At 36.9% G+C, this 20,017-nt stretch carries 6 protein-coding genes and 2 tRNA genes; 3 read left to right on the top strand and 5 right to left on the bottom strand.

The features are described from left to right. Positions 1 to 606: 606 nt before the first annotated feature. The 5 genes from BWD162_RS00730 to BWD162_RS00710 all read right to left on the bottom strand — a co-directional run bounded on the left by BWD162_RS00730 (position 607) and on the right by BWD162_RS00710 (position 16,902). Positions 607 to 4,878 carry a YadA-like family protein gene (locus BWD162_RS00730; protein ID WP_194284860.1) on the bottom strand — a complete coding sequence of 1,424 codons (4,272 nt, stop codon included), beginning with the start codon at positions 4,876 to 4,878 and terminating at the stop codon, positions 607 to 609. A gap of 1,870 nt (positions 4,879 to 6,748) precedes the next feature. Next, positions 6,749 to 6,838 (bottom strand) — tRNA-Ser (locus BWD162_RS00725). A 127-nt stretch (positions 6,839 to 6,965) separates the two neighbouring features. Beyond that, positions 6,966 to 7,538 (bottom strand): invasion associated locus B family protein, encoded by a 573-nt coding sequence (locus BWD162_RS00720; protein WP_078705003.1) that lies wholly within the window; start codon positions 7,536 to 7,538, stop codon positions 6,966 to 6,968. After that, complete coding sequence (locus BWD162_RS00715) at positions 7,538 to 15,970, bottom strand: YadA-like family protein (protein ID WP_078705008.1); 8,433 nt, start codon at positions 15,968 to 15,970, stop codon at positions 7,538 to 7,540. Before BWD162_RS00715 ends, BWD162_RS00720 begins: the two co-directional genes overlap by 1 nt. Positions 15,971 to 16,812: 842 nt before the next feature. Further along, positions 16,813 to 16,902, bottom strand: a tRNA-Ser gene (locus tag BWD162_RS00710). A gap of 270 nt (positions 16,903 to 17,172) precedes the next feature. Here BWD162_RS00710 and rplU point away from each other — a divergent pair. From rplU to BWD162_RS07645, 3 genes are all read left to right on the top strand, one after another. Further along, entirely contained in the window at positions 17,173 to 17,649 is a 477-nt protein-coding gene (gene rplU / locus BWD162_RS00705) for a 50S ribosomal protein L21 (protein WP_078705007.1), read from the top strand. Positions 17,650 to 17,660: 11 nt separating this feature from the next. After that, on the top strand, positions 17,661 to 17,915 hold the full coding sequence (gene rpmA, locus BWD162_RS00700; RefSeq protein WP_078705006.1) for a 50S ribosomal protein L27: 255 nt from the start codon (positions 17,661 to 17,663) through the stop codon (positions 17,913 to 17,915). A 1,935-nt stretch (positions 17,916 to 19,850) separates the two neighbouring features. Beyond that, a complete protein-coding gene (locus BWD162_RS07645; protein ID WP_153300975.1) occupies positions 19,851 to 20,009 on the top strand; it encodes a hypothetical protein in 159 nt (52 codons plus the stop codon). Positions 20,010 to 20,017 lie beyond the last annotated feature (8 nt).

Here is a 20,017-nt window from a genome sequence, read left to right as displayed (position 1 = left end):
AAAAGTAGTGGTTTTCATAATAAAAGCCTCCAAAAAAATGTTGAACAATATGTTGAGCGTCAAAAAAGTATATTCAATTGCCGTTAGCTTTCTAAACAAAGGGAAGTATGGGTTGAGCCTTTGAGAGAATAAAGTGGGTAAGTGAGTTTTTAATAGACGCTAGCGAAGAATTTTTATCTCTTTAATACGATTTGTTGGGGGTATTTAAGAGGTGTTTTATTTTTCGGATGCGCTATTTAGAACTGAAAATTTTGAGCTAAAGGTTTGTTTGTTATTTATAGTCTCCTTAATTAAAGCTATTAATCTGGGTAGTAGTTTTTGTTTTAAGTAAGTCAGCCTTATGTTAAAGGGTATATGCGGGCTAGTAAATAAAAAAAATTAAGGAGTTCTAAATTTCATTTCTTTAAGGTGAGTTTGCAGTAAAGATTGGAATGTGTTTTATATCAAGTAAATCTATGGTGTAAATCTTTGTGGTGTGATGTGATTTGTCAACGGTATTATTCTCGGATAAATCTGTGGATAATTTTTTTATAAAAAATTTCTTTAGTTAAATTATTTATCCAAAACATATTTTTGCGCATGGCCGTGTTAATTCTTATGGAATTATTAGTTTAATGTAAAGCTTATTCCTGCTCCTACGCCCCAGTGTCCTCCAGAAGTAGTGAAGGAAAGGTTGGAATGGGTGTTTCCATCTTCAGATGTGTAGCCGGCACCAAAGGCAGCTCCGGAGTGGTTGCGCCATATACCATTACCAAATGCAACACTGAGTTTTCCAGGTATATCGTTGTAGCGTAAGTTAGCTACAGCTAATCCGATAGCTGCTGCTTGTCTTGCTTCTTTTTGGACGTTTTCAATCTTATAATTTAAGGCCTCAAACTTCATATCAGTATAGGCGTTGGCTTGTGCAACAGCATCACCGACTATATTCTCTATTTTTTTATCTGTATACTTGTTGGCATCCGCAAGAACAAGAGCCATCTGTTCTTGAACATAATCGTGCAATTGACCACCATTAACTGCCTGCTTTGAGCCTTTTTCGACTTTACCATCTGCAACATTGTCAATGGTTACAGGTGTGTCATCATCAGCACCTACTAAAGTGATGCTATTAGTTTTGTTGCCTTGTTTATCTTTGTCATAGGTGACAAACCCATCAGTAAGGATGTCAATATTGTTGACCATATCATCAACTTTGTTTTCAAGACTATCAATCTTCTCATTCGTCGCCCAAAGTTGATCACCTGTGACTACATCAGTAGAACCCTTTTCAATAGCACCATTTGCTACATTAGTGATCTTACCAACCTGACCATTATGGCTAGCATCATAGGCATTTTTCTCGTTATCCCAACTTATGCTAGAATTCACTGAAGAGCTCGTCTGAGTTTCAACATGCTTAATACGATCATTAAGGCCAGACATACTATTATTAACAGCATCAAAGGCTTCAGCTACATTATGATATGCTTGTTTTCCATTCTTGTTCTGTGCGTCAAAATCCGTAATTGTAAACGTTGGATCCGTCCATTTTCCATCCTGATACCCAGCTCCTCCACCAAAATAAGTTGCTAGCTGTTTATTCACCTCATAAAGTTGATTACCTGTTATCGCTTCTGTCGAACCATTTACAATATCCCCATCTAAAAGAAACTTCAGTTTATTGTTTTCTGCTGTCCCTCGTCCTTCTCCTTTATTGACATGAAGCGCAACAAAAGCTCCCTCCTTATCACTCCAAAATAAAGCATTCTCCTTAACAGCTGCAGTATTAGTATTAATATTATTCTGCAATTTCGTCAGTATATCATCAACGCCGGCAAATGCAGTACCAACATTGTTATAACTCTGCTTTTGAATGGTATAAGTCGGTGCAACACCTTCTAGTATGTTAGCACCACTTCCTAAATATTGAGATATATTTGTATCAAGCTTTGTTATATCCTCCTGAACACCAGACACTGTGCCAGTCAACGCCTTAACACTTTGCTTGACTTCATAAAGCTGCTTACCATTGACTGCTTCTACCGAATCACTTGAAAGAGCTCCGTCCTTCACGCCAGAAAGTTTCCTAGCTTCTCCATCTTTATTAGCAATAGTGATCTCAGTACCTCCTGTTTTAGCACCAATAGTGATCTTATGCGTACTTAGCTCTTGTTGGACAAGGTCGTTATGTATCACATCATTAATTCTACCAAAAAGCTCCGTCAGTGTATCATCAACACCCTTAAAGGCTGCTTCAACACCTGTACGATCTTGACCCTGAATTTCATACCTTGGCTGCTTACCTGTCAGCACATCCGCTCCACCACCTAAATACTCCGAAATATTCGTATCAAGAGTTGTGACATTCCTTTCAACTTCTAATATAGTGCTACGCAAAGCAGTAACACTCTGCTTAACTCCATGAAGCTGCGAACCATTCACTGCCTCTGTCGAACTTTCTGAAACTTGTCCATCGGCCAAACCAGTAAGTTTACGGAGTCCTTTATTATTGTTAGTGATAGAAATCTCATCACCATCTGTTTTAGAACCAATGGTAATTAGCCTAGATATGGGCTCTTGCTGGACAAGGCCATTATTTAACACGTTTGCAACACTATCAATCCTACCAGAAAGCTGTGTCAATGTATCATCAACACCAGCAAAGGTAGAAGCAATATTATTATGCTCCTCTCCCTGAACCATATACGTCGGCGCTATACCTGCAAGTACATTTGCTCCACCCCCTAAATACTGAGATATATTCTTATCAAAGTCTGTGATATTCTTCTGCATACTAGACACTGTGCTTGTCAATACGTCAACACTTTGCTTGACGCCGTGAAGCTGCGAACCATTCACTGCCTCTGTCGAGTTTGCAGAAAGTTCCCCTACCTCCACCCCAGAAAGCACTCGAGATTTTTCATCTTTATTGGCAATGGAAATTTCATTGCCCTCAACTTCTTTACCAATGGCGATTACCTTCGTTCCTAGATTTTGGCGTACAAGAATGTTCTCAACCTCACCAGAAAGCTGTGTCAGTGCATTATCAACGCCTTCAAAGGCACTACCAACATTACTATGTTCATTGCCTTGAATTGTATAAGTTGGCGCCTTACCTGTCAGTACATTTGTACTACCACCCAAATACCGAGAAATGTTCGTATTAAGTTTTGTGACATTAGTATCAAGATTCGTCACCCTTCCTTCAATTTTTGATACAGTACCAACCAGTGTCTTAACATTTTCATCCACCTTATAAAGCTGAGCACCGTTAACTGCTTCTGTCGAATGTGCAGAAAGATTTCCGTCTTTTACACCAGAAAGTACCCGAGTATCTCCTTCACGGTTAGTAATTTTGATTTCAGCACCATCAGTTTTGGCACCAATGGTGATCCGCCTGGTTCCTAAATTTTGCTCTACGAGAGTGTTATCTATTACATCGTTAATCTTTTCAGAAAGCCGTGTCAGTGAAATATCAACACCTGTGAATGCATCTCCGACATTATTATGCTCTTGACTTTGAATTGTATAAGTCGGTGCCGTACTTTCCAGTACATTTGCTCCACCGCCTAAATACGTCGCAATCGTGCTGTTTAGTTCATAAACTTGACCGGCATTTACTGCATCTTTTGAATCTCTAAAGAGAAATCCATCCGCCACACCCCTAACTTGCATATCCGAAGCATTGATCCCACCCGTAGTCACTGATGGACCATCCACAATAAATAAACCATTATCGACTAAACGGACACTTCTTGTCCAGATGTTCTTCAGCACAAGAGTCTCAGCCAAATCAAATATTATTTTATCGTCACTTTTGACAATTTCAATATTTTTACTTCCAGCGACTAAATTGAGACTGTTATCTTTATTAATTTTTGTAGTATTTTGACCATTAACAGAAAGCTGCCAAGTACCACCTTCTTCTTCTACCCATGTTTTTAATGCTTTCAGCTGGGCAATATTCACTGCATCAGTCTCTTCAAAACCAGCGGCTACTCCTATAATTTGCCGTGTTTTTCCACTGTTTACATCACCAACACTAACTGCACCTTTAGTACTTCTCCATATCGGTGACGTGTTCATTGAAGCGATGTCACTTTCAGGATCATAACCTGAAACCCATTTTCCAACTCCGGTTTTAGAATCATCACCTAAAGCAATACCGCCCTCCACAGATGACTGTGCACCATAACCAACAGCAGTACCTAATTTAGCCTCAGCAAAAGGCCCTATGGCTATTGCCTTCATTTCAGCCGCATTTGCGTAATTGCCTATAGCAATAGAATGTATCTTAAAAGCCTTACTAGTTAAACCTAGAGCTATAGCGCCACCACCTTTAGCCCATGCTCCCTTGCCAACTGCAATATCCTCTTTAGTTTCTGCATTCGCATCAAGACCTAACTGAGTACCAACTCCCCTATAACCCTGTATTCCCTCAGGTATTGCAGAAATCTTTTTTATATTCACACCAGCAGCAATAGCATTAAACATAGCATCCACATCAACACTTAAAGTAATCGGTTGAATTACAGAACCATTAAGATTATAATTAATAAATTGTTGATTAGCGGTCAGTTTCTTAGATTTCTCCTTCGCAGATACTTTCTTACCCGATCTTGATGAACTACGGCTCACAACCTGATCTACCCCACAAAAACGACTACCATTAGCCACCCCAACACGCCCATGACCAACGTTTGCAGAAACCACACCCGCACTTACACTTTGAACTATCGCCCCCGTTGAAGAGAGATGAGAAGCAAAAACCGGAGAAACGCTCGATAAAAGAGCAGCCATTACCACCCCTAACGAAGCAGCTCTCACCAAAGACACCTCAGAAAGAGACCTTTGACCATTGAGGCCTTTGTTTTTTAGAGTGATATGTACTTTTTTCATAATAAATCTTTCAAAAATAAAAAACATATTTGGACATCAAAAAGTCACAATTGGGCGCTAGTTAATTTGATGGTAGGTTTTGTATTGTGAAAATAAACATAAAAATGAACCAGAGAGTGAAACTAATTTTATGTGCTAAAAACAAAAATGTAGTCTTTTAGCTTTTAAATTAGGTTCCTCACATTAAGAACAATTAGTAAGGAGAGTAATCATTTAAGGTCTTATCCTTACAAAAGTAGTGGTTTTCATAATAAAAGCCTCCAAAAAAATGTTGAACAATATGTTGAGCGTCAAAAAAGTATATTCAATTGCCGTTAGCTTTCTAAACAAAGGGAAGTATGGGTTGAGCCTTTGAGAGAATAAAGTGGGTAAGTGAGTTTTTAATAGACGCTAGCGAAGAATTTTTATCTCTTTAATACGATTTGTTGGGGGTATTTAAGAGGTGTTTTATTTTTCGGATGCGCTATTTAGAACTGAAAATTTTGAGCTAAAGGTTTGTTTGTTATTTATAGTCTCCTTAATTAAAGCTATTAATCTGGGTAGTAGTTTTTGTTTTAAGTAAGTCAGCCTTATGTTAAAGGGTAAGGGGGTATATGTGTAACGAGCAAAAAATTTAAAGGGGGAGTGTTTTATTTTTCCAAAGCGAATTATAAGGTGTTTTTTATAATGTTTTTTAAACTGAAGTAGAGCTTTGAGGTATTTATTGGTATATTTCATTATAAATTGGGGTGTTTTTAATTTCTGTGTAATGAAATAAATGGTTTATGCGAGGTTAATTTGCAGACGAGTGTGATTATTAGAGAGAATTTATAAGTGTTGGTAAATGTTTTTTTTTGTTTGAAGGGAGCGTTAATAATCGTGGGGGTAAATTTAGTAATAACATCGGTAATTATTTTGAGTGTGGTTGTTTTTGTAAAATTTTTCTTTACAAGAAATGCTTATAAATGGCTTAGTTATTGGGTACTTGAAACAAGATTTCTTCCTGCCTCAATAGCTTCTTTCTGTATTGTATGTGGTCCATCAGTCATCACAACAGCACTAAATATTTATAACACCAGTTAACTCTTTAATTCTGTCGTTCTAGGGGAATATTTTTGATATAAGCTTTAACTGTGACATCTTCTCGATTATTTGAGATTTTTTTCGTAACTACTTCCACTATCCTTAATGATAGTCCATTTCCCTTTCTGAAATACTTAGTGTCTCCTGTTATTTCAATGGGAGTTTGTGTGTAATCCCTGCTTTGCAACTTTTACAAAGCTCTCACCAGAGGAATGTTTGTAGGTAAAACAGGGACAAGCAAAATACAGTAGTGTTTGCCCAACAATGAATTATGCTTTTATTAAAGCGTTGATACCTTCATAAGAATAAAAACCATCAAAATCATAATTGAAAAATCGTAATGAATAATATTATTCATCTAAAGAGAGAAAAAACGCAAATTCCAAACAGATGTTCTTCTTCCCATCTTGCCTAAATTAGTAAAAACACTTGGAATTGATATCTTATGGATGATGCAACATTCATCAGCGACACGTAGAGCAAGAAGCTTATCAAATAAACCCTTTAGCAACTCGCTTAGAAAAGCATATAATGTAACAAACACTAAAAATCAGCTTATAGATAAAAAAATACAAGCTACAAATAAAAGCAGCTCATGCAGAGGTATAATTTCACGCATAAAAGCAATTTTTGGGTAAATGGCAAGTAGCACAACACCTCTTTATACAAAGAGCGCTAACTACAAAAACTAACTATTGAATCAATTAAAAGCTACAAAAAGGCAATAGATAGTACCTGAAAAACTTAATAAAATTAAAGCAATAAAAACTCTCTAACTTCTACATAAATATTTGATTTTATTATACTTTGGCGGAGAGAGAGGGATTCGAACCCTCGATATGGTTTCCCATATACACGCGTTCCAGGCGTGCGCCTTCAACCACTCGGCCACCTCTCCAGAGGCTTGCACTATATTCAGAAAGAAATAACCTGCAACCTTAAATTATATACCTTAGGAAATAAAAAATTACTTTATTCATCAAAACTAATGCTGAAATAGATAAAATTGATATTTGTTGATTTTATTATTGCAAAGAGAAAAGCGCTTCATTCAACCCCTTAAATGGCGTTACAAAGGAAAGCGTTTTTCCCTCTTTAAGCTGATAAGAAATGCGCACATTGCTACTCTTGCTTATTTGTTCCATTAAAACTGGCCCTATGGGATATTGTGCTAAACAGATTTCTTTATTGCACTGCTTATAACTAATAAGAAGCGGTTTTTTAACACCTTCCATAAACACTTGAATAGGAACATTTGTGTTAGCGTTTGGTAATGTTCGTAACAACATAACCGGTTGTCCACCTTTTGTAGAAACAAGAGACCAGCTAAAGACCTTGTTGCCTTCTTTATCATTATAGATTGTCTGAGTTACATTACAGATACCTTGTTTAACTGTTTTGTTTTCATCGCAAATTAATGTCCAATAATGAAATTGCATAATAATTCGGCGTATTTCTCCAGGTTTTCCACTGGGCACTGATAATTGCGGTGGATGCACTGTATAAATACTGTCTTCCTCATTAGCAAAGCTTACAGCCTTTCCTAAAAAAACAAGAACAAACAAAAGACCTGCAATATATTTCCGGTTTTTTATCATTATTTCAATGACCAACTTACTCCTGCCCCTACACCCCAGTGTCCTCCGGCAGTCGTTGCAGATAGGTTAGAACGAATTCTTCCATTTTCAGACGTATAACCAGCCCCAACAGCAATTGCAGACTGGCTGCGCCATAGACCACCACCAAATGCAAAACTCATCTGTCCAGGCATATTATCATAACGTAAGTTAGACACAGCCAAACCGATAGCTGCTGCTTGTCTTGCTTCCTTTTTAGTATTCTCAATCTCAGAATTTAAGGTTTCAAACTTCATATCTGTATACTTGTTGGTTTGTGCAATAGCGTCACCAACCATATTCTCTATTTTTTCATCTGTATATTTGTTTGCATCCGCAAGAATCAATTCCATCTGTTGTTTAGTGTAATCATACACTTGTCCACCATTAATTGCTTGTTTTGAACCTTCTTCAATTTTACCATCCGCAACATTATTAATGACTACAGATTCACTTGCACTACCACCTGTTAAAGTGATGGTATTGGTTTTGTTCCCATATTCATCTTTATCATAGCTAACAATTCCATCAGTGAGGGCGTTAACGGCGTCCGTCATACTATCAACCTTATTTTCAAGAATGTTAACTTTTTCATTGGTTTCCCAAAGCTGATGACCTGTAACCGCATCAGAAGATCCCTGTTCAATGGCACCATTAGCCACATTGGTAATTTTACCTGCTTGACCATCATGACTTGCATCATAGGCATTTTTGTCATCATCCCAATTTAATCCATTAGAATTCACCTGATTTCCAACATGCTCAATACGGTCACTGAGACCAGACATGCTGTTATTAACAGCCTCAAAAGCATCAGCTACAGTATGATATCCCTGCTTTTCACTCTTGCCTTTCGCACCAAATTGCACAACATTAAATGTAGGATCTGTCCATTGACCGTTATTATACCCAGAACCTCCACCTAAATAAGATGCTAGCTGATTATTCATTGAATGAAGCTGATGACCTGTAACCGCATCAGAAGATCCCTGTTCAATGGCACCATTAGCCACATTGGTAATTTTACCTACTTGACCACCATGGTTAGCATCATAGGCATTTTTGTCATCATTCCAATTTAAACTATTAGAGCCCACCTGATTTCCAACATGCTCAATACGGTCACTGAGACCAAACATGCTACTATTAACAGCCTCAAAAGCATCAGCTACAGTATGATAGCTCTGCTTTTCACTCTTGCCTTTCGCACCAAATTGCACAACATTAAATGTAGGATCTGTCCATTGACCGTTATTATACCCAGAACCTCCACCTAAATAAGATGCTACCTGGTTATTCATTGAATAAAGTTGGTTACCCGTAATTGCTTCTGTTGAACCATCTGCAATATCCCCATCTAAGAGAAACTTCAATTTGCTATTTTCCTCTTTCCCTCCTCTTGTATGAAGCGCAACAAAGGCTTTCTCTTCATCGCTCCACAATAAAGCATTTTTCTTAACGACTGTAGAGTTGGTATCGATATTGTTCTGCAGCTGGGTTAGTGTCTCATCAACACCTACAAAGGCAGCTCCAACATTATTATGCTTCTTCCCCTGAACCGTATATGTTGGTACTTGACCTGTTAATATATTGGCACCACCACCTAAATATTCTGAAATGTTTGTATCAAGAGTTATTACATTCTCCTTCACACTAGACACAGCACCATTCAAGGTCTTAACGCTCTCCTTTACGTCATAAAGTTGCTTACCATTGACTGCATCTGTGGATGCTTCAGTAATTTTTCCATCCTTCACACCAGAAAGTATCCGAGTGTCTCCTTCATTGTTGGTGATATCGATCTTATTACCCTCTACTTTGCCTCCAATAGTGATTAGTTTTGATCCCTTCTCTTGCTGTACGAGATTGTTGTGTATTGTAACATTATCACCTTCGATACCATCAATTTTCTCAGAAAGCTCTGTCAAGGCATCATCAACACCTACAAAGGCAGCTCCAACATTATTATGCTTCTTCCCCTGAACTGTATATGTTGGTGCTTGACCTTTTAATATATTGGCATCACCACCTAAATATTCTGAAATATTTGTATCAAGCTTTGTAATATTTCCTTTCACATCAGATACTGTGCTATCCAACGTTTTAACACTCTCTTGTACGTTATAAAGCTGCTTACCTGAAACTGCATCTGTGGATTTATCTGAAAGCTCTCCATCCTTTATACCAGAAAGCTTCCGTAACCCTCCACTTTGGTTAGCAATGGAAACCTCATCACCCTCTACTTTGCCTCCAATGGTGATTAGTTTTGACCCTTTCTCTTGCTGTATGAGATTGTTGTGTATTGTAACATTATCACCTTCGATACCATCAATTTTCTCAGAAAGCTCCGTCAAAGCACCATCAACACCTACAAAGGCAGCTCCAACATTATTATGCTTCTTCCCCTGAACTGTATATGTTGGTGCTTGACCTTTTAATATATTGGCATCACCACCTAAATATTCTGAAATATTTGTATCAAGCTTTGTAATATTTCCCTTCACATCAGATACTGTGCTATCCAACGTTTTAACACTCTCCTTTACGTCATAAAGTTGTTGACCATTCACTGCATCTGTGGATTCTTCAGTAATTTTTCCTGCCTTTACACCAGAAAGTGTCCGAGTGTTTCCTTCACTGTTGCTGATATCGATCTTATTACCCTCTACTTTGCCTCCAATGGTGATTAGTTTTGACCCTTTCTCTTGCTGTATGAGACTGTTGTCTATTGTAACACCACCACTACCAACTTCGATACCATCAATTTTCTCAGAAAGCTCTGTCAAGGCACCATCAACACCTACAAAGGCAGCTCCAACATTATTATGCTTCTTCCCCTGAACTGTATATGTTGGTGCTTGACCTTTTAATATATTGGCATCACCACCTAAATATTCTGAAATATTTGTATCAAGCTTTGTAACATTTCCTTTCACATCAGATACTGTGCTATCCAACGTTTTAACACTCTCTTGTACGTTATAAAGCTGCTTACCTGAAACTGCATCTGTGGATTTATCTGAAAGCTCTCCATCCTTTATACCAGAAAGCTTCCGTAACCCTCCACTTTGGTTAGCAATGGAAACCTCATCACCCTCTACTTTGCCTCCAATGGTGATTAATTTTGACCCTTTCTCTTGCTGTATGAGACTGTTGTCTATTGTAACACCACCACTACCAACTTCGATACCATCAATTTTCTCAGAAAGCTCTGTCAAGGCACCATCAACACCTACAAAGGCAGCTCCAACATTATTATGCTTCTTCCCCTGAACTGTATATGTTGGTGCTTGACCTTTTAATATATTGGCATCACCACCTAAATATTCTGAAATATTTGTATCAAGCTTTGTAACATTTCCTTTCACATCAGATACTGTGCTATCCAACGTTTTAACACTCTCTTGTACGTTATAAAGCTGCTTACCTGAAACTGCATCTGTGGATTTATCTGAAAGCTCTCCATCCTTTATACCAGAAAGCTTCCGTAACCCTCCACTTTGGTTAGCAATGGAAACCTCATCACCCTCTACTTTGCCTCCAATGGTGATTAATTTTGACCCTTTCTCTTGCTGTATGAGATTGTTGTGTATTGTAACATTATCACCTTCGATACCATCAATTTTCTCAGAAAGCTCTGTCAAGGCACCATCAACACCTACAAAGGCAGCTCCAACATTATTATGCTTCTTCCCCTGAACTGTATATGTTGGTGCTTGACCTTTTAATATATTGGCATCACCACCTAAATATTCTGAAATATTTGTATCAAGCTTTGTAACATTTCCCTTCACATCAGATACTGTGCTATCCAACGTTTTAACACTCTCCTTTACGTCATAAAGTTGTTGACCATTCACTGCATCTGTGGATTCTTCAGTAATTTTTCCTGCCTTTACACCAGAAAGTGTCCGAGTGTTTCCTTCACTGTTGCTGATATCGATCTTATTACCCTCTACTTTGCCTCCAATGGTGATTAGTTTTGACCCTTTCTCTTGCTGTATGAGACTGTTGTCTATTGTAACACCACCACTACCAACTTCGATACCATCAATTTTCTCAGAAAGCTCTGTCAAGGCATCATCAACACCTACAAAGGCAGCTCCAACATTATTATGCTTCTTCCCCTGAACTGTATATGTTGGTGCTTGACCTTTTAATATATTGGCATCACCACCTAAATATTCTGAAATATTTGTATCAAGCTTTGTAATATTTCCCTTCACATCAGATACTGTGCTATCCAACGTTTTAACACTCTCCTTTACGTCATAAAGTTGTTGACCATTCACTGCATCTGTGGATTTATCTGAAAGCTCTCCATCCTTTATACCAGAAAGCTTCCGTAACCCTCCACTTTGGTTAGCAATGGAAACCTCATCACCCTCTACTTTGCCTCCAATGGTGATTAATTTTGACCCTTTCTCTTGCTGTATGAGACTGTTGTCTATTGTAACACCACCACTACCAACTTCGATACCATCAATTTTCTCAGAAAGCTCTGTCAAGGCACCATCAACACCTACAAAGGCAGCTCCAACATTATTATGCTTCTTCCCCTGAACTGTATATGTTGGTGCTTGACCTTTTAATATATTGGCATCACCACCTAAATATTCTGAAATATTTGTATCAAGCTTTGTAACATTTCCTTTCACATCAGATACTGTGCTATCCAACGTTTTAACACTCTCTTGTACGTTATAAAGCTGCTTACCTGAAACTGCATCTGTGGATTTATCTGAAAGCTCTCCATCCTTTATACCAGAAAGCTTCCGTAACCCTCCACTTTGGTTAGCAATGGAAACCTCATCACCCTCTACTTTGCCTCCAATGGTGATTAATTTTGACCCTTTCTCTTGCTGTATGAGATTGTTGTGTATTGTAACATTATCACCTTCGATACCATCAATTTTCTCAGAAAGCTCTGTCAAGGCACCATCAACACCTACAAAGGCAGCTCCAACATTATTATGCTTCTTCCCCTGAACTGTATATGTTGGTGCTTGACCTTTTAATATATTGGCATCACCACCTAAATATTCTGAAATATTTGTATCAAGCTTTGTAACATTTCCCTTCACATCAGATACTGTGCTATCCAACGTTTTAACACTCTCCTTTACGTCATAAAGTTGTTGACCATTCACTGCATCTGTGGATTCTTCAGTAATTTTTCCTGCCTTTACACCAGAAAGTGTCCGAGTGTTTCCTTCACTGTTGCTGATATCGATCTTATTACCCTCTACTTTGCCTCCAATGGTGATTAGTTTTGACCCTTTCTCTTGCTGTATGAGACTGTTGTCTATTGTAACACCACCACTACCAACTTCGATACCATCAATTTTCTCAGAAAGCTCTGTCAAGGCATCATCAACACCTACAAAGGCAGCTCCAACATTATTATGCTTCTTCCCCTGAACTGTATATGTTGGTGCTTGACCTTTTAATATATTGGCATCACCACCTAAATATTCTGAAATATTTGTATCAAGCTTTGTAATATTTCCCTTCACATCAGATACTGTGCTATCCAACGTTTTAACACTCTCCTTTACGTCATAAAGTTGTTGACCATTCACTGCATCTGTGGATTTATCTGAAAGCTCTCCATCCTTTATACCAGAAAGCTTCCGTAACCCTCCACTTTGGTTAGCAATGGAAACCTCATCACCCTCTACTTTGCCTCCAATGGTGATTAATTTTGACCCTTTCTCTTGCTGTATGAGACTGTTGTCTATTGTAACACCACCACTACCAACTTCGATACCATCAATTTTCTCAGAAAGCTCTGTCAAGGCACCATCAACACCTACAAAGGCAGCTCCAACATTATTATGCTTCTTCCCCTGAACTGTATATGTTGGTGCTTGACCTTTTAATATATTGGCATCACCACCTAAATATTCTGAAATATTTGTATCAAGCTTTGTAACATTTCCTTTCACATCAGATACTGTGCTATCCAACGTTTTAACACTCTCTTGTACGTTATAAAGCTGCTTACCTGAAACTGCATCTGTGGATTTATCTGAAAGCTCTCCATCCTTTATACCAGAAAGCTTCCGTAACCCTCCACTTTGGTTAGCAATGGAAACCTCATCACCCTCTACTTTGCCTCCAATGGTGATTAATTTTGACCCTTTCTCTTGCTGTATGAGATTGTTGTGTATTGTAACATTATCACTTTCGATACCATCAATTTTCTCAGAAAGCTCTGTCAAGGCACCATCAACACCTACAAAGGCAGCTCCAACATTATTATGCTTCTTCCCCTGAACTGTATATGTTGGTGCTTGACCTTTTAATATATTGGCATCACCACCTAAATATTCTGAAATATTTGTATCAAGCTTTGTAACATTTCCTTTCACATCAGATACTGTGCTATCCAACGTTTTAACACTCTCCTTTACGTCATAAAGTTGTTGACCATTCACTGCATCTGTGGATTCTTCAGTAATTTTTCCTGCCTTTACACCAGAAAGTGTCCGAGTGTTTCCTTCACTGTTGCTGATATCGATCTTATTACCCTCTACTTTGCCTCCAATGGTGATTAGTTTTGACCCTTTCTCTTGCTGTATGAGATTGTTGTGTATTGTAACATTATCACCTTCGATACCATCAATTTTCTCAGAAAGCTCCGTCAAAGCACCATCAACACCTACAAAGGCAGCTCCAACATTATTATGCTTCTTCCCCTGAACTGTATATGTTGGTGCTTGACCTTTTAATATATTGGCATCACCACCTAAATATTCTGAAATATTTGTATCAAGCTTTGTAATATTTCCCTTCACATCAGATACTGTGCTATCCAACGTTTTAACACTCTCCTTTACGTCATAAAGTTGTTGACCATTCACTGCATCTGTGGATTCTTCAGTAATTTTTCCTGCCTTTACACCAGAAAGTGTCCGAGTGTTTCCTTCACTGTTGCTGATATCGATCTTATTACCCTCTACTTTGCCTCCAATGGTGATTAGTTTTGACCCTTTCTCTTGCTGTATGAGACTGTTGTCTATTGTAACACCACCACTACCAACTTCGATACCATCAATTTTCTCAGAAAGCTCTGTCAAGGCACCATCAACACCTACAAAGGCAGCTCCAACATTATTATGCTTCTTCCCCTGAACTGTATATGTTGGTGCTTGACCTTTTAATATATTGGCATCACCACCTAAATATTCTGAAATATTTGTATCAAGCTTTGTAACATTCCCCTTCACATCAGATACTGTGCTATCCAACGTTTTAACACTCTCCTTTACGTCATAAAGTTGTTGACCATTCACTGCATCTGTGGATTTATCTGAAAGCTCTCCATCCTTTATACCAGAAAGCTTCCGTAACCCTCCACTTTGGTTAGCAATGGAAACCTCATCACCCTCTACTTTGCCTCCAATGGTGATTAGTTTTGACCCTTTCTCTTGCTGTATGAGATTGTTGTGTATTGTAACATTATCACCTTCGATACCATCAATTTTCTCAGAAAGCTCTGTCAAGGCACCATCAACACCTACAAAGGCAGCTCCAACATTATTATATATCTCCTTTTTATATGAGCCATCCTTATCAAATTTCACTATTGTAAATGTAGGATCAGTCCATTTGCCATCGTCATACTTGGCGCCTCCACCAATAGAAGATGCCACCTGTTTCAGCCCTTTACTACCTTCTTCTCCCACCCATTCTCTTAACGCTTTCAGCTGAGCAAGATTTACCGCATCAGTATCTTCAGAACCAGCAGCAACTCCTATAATCTGCCGTGTCTCCACTCGACTCCCGTAACTAAGACCATTACTACCATCATTACCAACACTCACTGGAGCCATATTACTTGACCATTTACGCTCTTCTGAATCTGTTATCCTATCAAGTTTAGGATCATAACCTTTAACCCACGGTCTACGATTAGAATAAGAAGATTCACCTAGAGCAACACCTGACGAATACTCTACTGCAGTGTCTGGACCTAAACATAGGCTGGTTATTGGAGACCCGCAATATACTACTTGCGGCGCACGTGCCACTTTTCCAGCCATAGGGATGGGAAGCAGTCTGGAAACACTATTCACACCCACTGCATTGGTAAACAAAAAATCAGCCATTATCGCATCCCAATAATCTTCGGTGAGCTCTTCAGTTGACTCTTCTTCAGACTTAGATGCCTTAAGTGACCCGATAACGCTATTCACACCCGTTGCATTGATAATTGAGGGATTAACGCCCTTAGTCATATTCTGAACTGTTGGAGCCGTTGAAGAAGGCTGAGCAGCAACAACTGGAGAAACACTGGATAAAAGCGCAGTCATTACCGCACTTAGTGAAATCGCTTTAACTAAAGACGACGCACGAGAAGCGCAATAACAATCTGAAACACTTCCATTTCCCACTATATCTTTTTTCATTACAAAATCCCTCAATTAAATGCAAAAATAAAACTAAACGTCACAAAAAAACCCTTCGCAAAAACAACTTTGCGCATCAACAATCAGTAAAAAAGTAAAAACTATCACTTTGATACAAAGAGCTATCTCAGTATCACCTTAAAATCTTTGAAAATTAGATCCCCAAAAAAGCCTACCTAAAAGCTTTCAAATGAAAAACAAAGAAAACTAAAACATCTTATTGAAAATATTATACTCCCCGCGCTTAAACATAATGTAATGTATATTTTGATCAAAAAGACTTTTTGCTATTTTATAAAAAATCAATACGATTTTATAATAAAGAACAAAATCCAATTGATAAATCCTTTTTCACTTGAAAAGACACATGATCTTAAAAAGCTAAATCCCCTTTTAAATCAAAGCCTTAAGCAAAATAAAAAATTCTTATGTCTGCTTTGGAAACATCATATACCCCGCTTTTTATAATAATAAAAATTGACTTGTTATCAAAACAGTCTTTTATTTATTTTTATTAGTAACAACTTGTGTTTCATATAAAACATACAAAATATCATTTCAATAGAAAAGTAAATAATTTTTTAACTATATTCAAAAAAATTTTTTAAAAATATTGAAATTTAAAATTACTTATATGTAGTAATATGATTAAATGGTTTATTGATAATCATTCGATCCAAACAAGAGAAAAAAAGTTTTCTCGTATGTAATGAAAATGAATGAAAGAGATCACGAGCTTGTCAAATATTTAGCCGTAGCTCAATGGAGTTAAAAGTGTTAAATATGTATTCATTATTGCACAATAAAATTTACACTAAAAAATCTGACTTTATATTTAATAATGGCGGAGAGAGAGGGATTTGAACCCTCGATAGAGTTGCCCCTATGCCGCATTTCGAGTGCGGTGCTTTCAACCACTCAGCCATCTCTCCATATGTAAACGCAATAAATTTCCATTATAAATTTGTGTATATGGTGCTTAATAATCTTCAATTGTTTTAAGTACAACCTTTTTTGCTTCTTTGTTGGCTTTTCTTGACAGAGAACAGAAATTCTATCAATATATAAATATTAAGGGAGTTTGCGCTCTAAGAGGTGTTGTTTATCCCTTTTAAATTTTACGACTGATAAAAAGAAGCCTATTTCCCCTACTGAATAAAGTAGGAGTGTAATAAGAGCATGATCGAACGAAAGGATAAAAAATGTTCGCAGTCATTAAAACAGGTGGTAAGCAATATCGTGTTGTCGCTAACCAGGTGTTAAAAGTTGAAAAGATTGTTGGTAACGCCGGTGATATTGTTAAATTCGGTGATGTATTGATGATAGGTGAAGGGGAAAGCATAGCTATTGGCGCACCTGTTATCGCTGAGGGTTTAGTTACAACTGAAATTGTAGAACAAGGGCGTGCTCGTAAGGTTATTGCATTTAAGAAACGGCGTCGTCAAAATTCGAAGCGTACTCGTGGTCATCGTCAGGAAATTACGACACTTCGTATTTTAGAAATTTTAGCGGATGGTTCAAAGTCTAAAAAAGTAGTGGCTAAGTCAGTTGAGAAGAAAGCAACTGTGCCAAAAGAAACAAAAACTTCTGCTCCTTCTAAAGAAACTGCCACAAAAACTACTAAAAAAAAGGCTGCGTCACAAAAAGCGGCTGCGATATCAAAAAGTAAAGAAAACTAAGGGAGAATTCTATGGCACATAAAAAAGCTGGCGGTTCCTCGCGTAATGGTCGCGATTCAGAATCAAAACGTCTTGGCGTTAAGAAATTTGGTGGTGAAGTTGTTATTGCGGGAAACATTATTGTTCGTCAACGTGGTACACGTTGGCATCCTGGTGAAAATGTTGGTATTGGGAAAGATCATACTCTCTTTGCACTTTCAAATGGGAAAGTTTCTTTTCGTAAGAAAGCAGATAACCGCTCCTATGTTTCAGTCATTCCTACATAAAGGGGATAGAAGTAATCTGAGTATTTTTTTAAATAGATTGGTATATATTGAATTTTTGTTTTAAAGTTCTGAAGTATTAAAAGATAGTATACTGTCTTTCTTTTTGTCCTAGATATACAATAAATGTAAAAGCCATATGAGAAGCTGAATCAAAACAGAATTTTTTGATTATTTTCTAAAAGATGTGTTTCATTTTCCTTTATACGAAGATATTGAGTGATAACCTGCATTCTACAACGGACTTTTTCTGTTCATACGATTTTATTTAAAGGTAAAACTTTGATCGCTTAAGTTTGTCCTTTGAGGATGGAAGGTTACGGTATTACTTGATCTGGGAATCAAGTATGCGGATACTATGTAAGTATGTTTTAAAGATAATTATTCTCTATATGGGGGTGCTCTTTGGTGAGTTATTTATGTTGAATGCTTAATTTAGCTGAACTCAAATTCACTGTATCAGTTATTCATTTTTAAATGATATTTCACTTGGTATTATTTTACAGACGATTTATCATTTTTGATACAGTTTGGTTTAACTGTGCAAAAGTTGTAAGGTTGATAATAATATTAGGGAGATAATGTTTTTACACGGCTAATTTTAATACATTTGATATTTCAGCAATTTGTACTGTAAACGCCAATGTTTTAGCATTGAGATTTAAAGTAAGCATCACTTAGCGAATGATGTGATTATAAACGACTGTTATTATAACTGATCTTATAGATAGATAGCATAGGTACTGTCTATTACGTTAGCATTATCTGGAAATTTGTTTATTAATTATTACCACAACGATTACAAACATCATTCTGCTTATAATATAACTTCTTATCTATTGAGTATTCCTGTATTAGTTGAGCGAGAAAAACCATAATAAAGTGAATTAACAATTTTCATTTGAAGTTTTTCATATGATACATAAAAAAGAACTTCATTTTACTCTGTGTGAGCTGTTGTGAATGATTTCTGAATAGTTTTAAAACTTTAAGGATTCTAGCTATCTTATACAATGAAAACAGCTATGAAATAGGTGTTTTTTACGCAAAAATTATCCTAATAATCATATTTTGCAGCTTTAATGTCGTAGTTGAGTGAGTGTTTAAATGTTATTGAACTGTTTTTTGAACAGTCTTTTCATTAATTTCTAATGATTTTACTTATAAACACATTATGTTATTTATATATTGCGCAAAATTTAACATATGATGATAAATTATAAAGTTAAAATAGCAATATTTTATTATTAAAACAATCAATTATATCTGTGCAGTATTTTTATAAAGCAAAATGTAATACTAAATTTTTTGAAATTGTTTGATAGTTATATCATGGCTATAGAGTAACGATTTTCAGGTTTTTATCATATAAGGTTCAAGGTTTTAGAAGTGCACTGTAGATATCATTGAACATAAAATATATCTCAGTGTTTATTGGAATCCATCTTATAAAAAAATATACAAGAAATTATTTATTGGTGCTCTTGCCATTTTATTAATGTGCGCTATCTGAAAAACAAATTGATATTAATAAAGAAACTTTTGCAGCATAATGTATTATATTTTGATGGAGGTTATGTGATATTTCTAAAAGTAAGTTGTATATTTTTTATTTGAAGGCCTTTAATTAAAAAGGGTCTAATCTTTTCTAAGCTTCAATATTTTTTAAAAATCTTAGAACGATGCTGGAATAAACGTAGCATCGAAAAGTTTTTTATCTTTTTTTCATTTTTTCCTAATGCGCAACAGTGGCTTTGCGAAAGGTTTTCTTTTGCTTTTTGTGATGATGTTGGTCTCTGTTTTGGTGCTTCAATATATTGCCTTATTTTAAGGAGTGTTATGCAAAAATTGTATTTAAGCTTAAAAAACAATGAATTGAATTATTGTCATTTCCTTTATGGGTCACTTTGGGTCAAAGTAGTTTCGTTAGGAATTGCAGTGGCGGTGCTTCTGTCGAGTTTTTCTCCTGTCTTTGCCTCTTTGAAGAGTAAAGGTGCGGGTGTTGTACAGGGTCCAGGTGCATACGCAGAACACGGAGAAGATACTGCCATCGGTGGTGGAAAGACGCGTGCTAAGGGGGCAGTGCTACAGCTGTAGGTGCCTCT

It is taken from the genome of Bartonella sp. WD16.2 (assembly GCF_002022505.1).
Taxonomy (GTDB): domain Bacteria; phylum Pseudomonadota; class Alphaproteobacteria; order Rhizobiales; family Rhizobiaceae; genus Bartonella.
This window is presented reverse-complemented; position numbering and strand designations above follow the sequence as displayed.

Bases quoted from the DNA above. Each gene is read 5' to 3' on its own strand.
- BWD162_RS00730 (WP_194284860.1), bottom strand. From the start codon at position 4,878: ATGAAAAAAGTACATATCACTCTAAAAAACAAAGGCCTCAATGGTCAA.
- BWD162_RS00720 (WP_078705003.1), bottom strand. From the start codon at position 7,538: ATGATAAAAAACCGGAAATATATTGCAGGTCTTTTGTTTGTTCTTGTT.
- BWD162_RS00715 (WP_078705008.1), bottom strand. From the start codon at position 15,970: ATGAAAAAAGATATAGTGGGAAATGGAAGTGTTTCAGATTGTTATTGC.
- rplU (WP_078705007.1), top strand. From the start codon at position 17,173: ATGTTCGCAGTCATTAAAACAGGTGGTAAGCAATATCGTGTTGTCGCT.
- rpmA (WP_078705006.1), top strand. From the start codon at position 17,661: ATGGCACATAAAAAAGCTGGCGGTTCCTCGCGTAATGGTCGCGATTCA.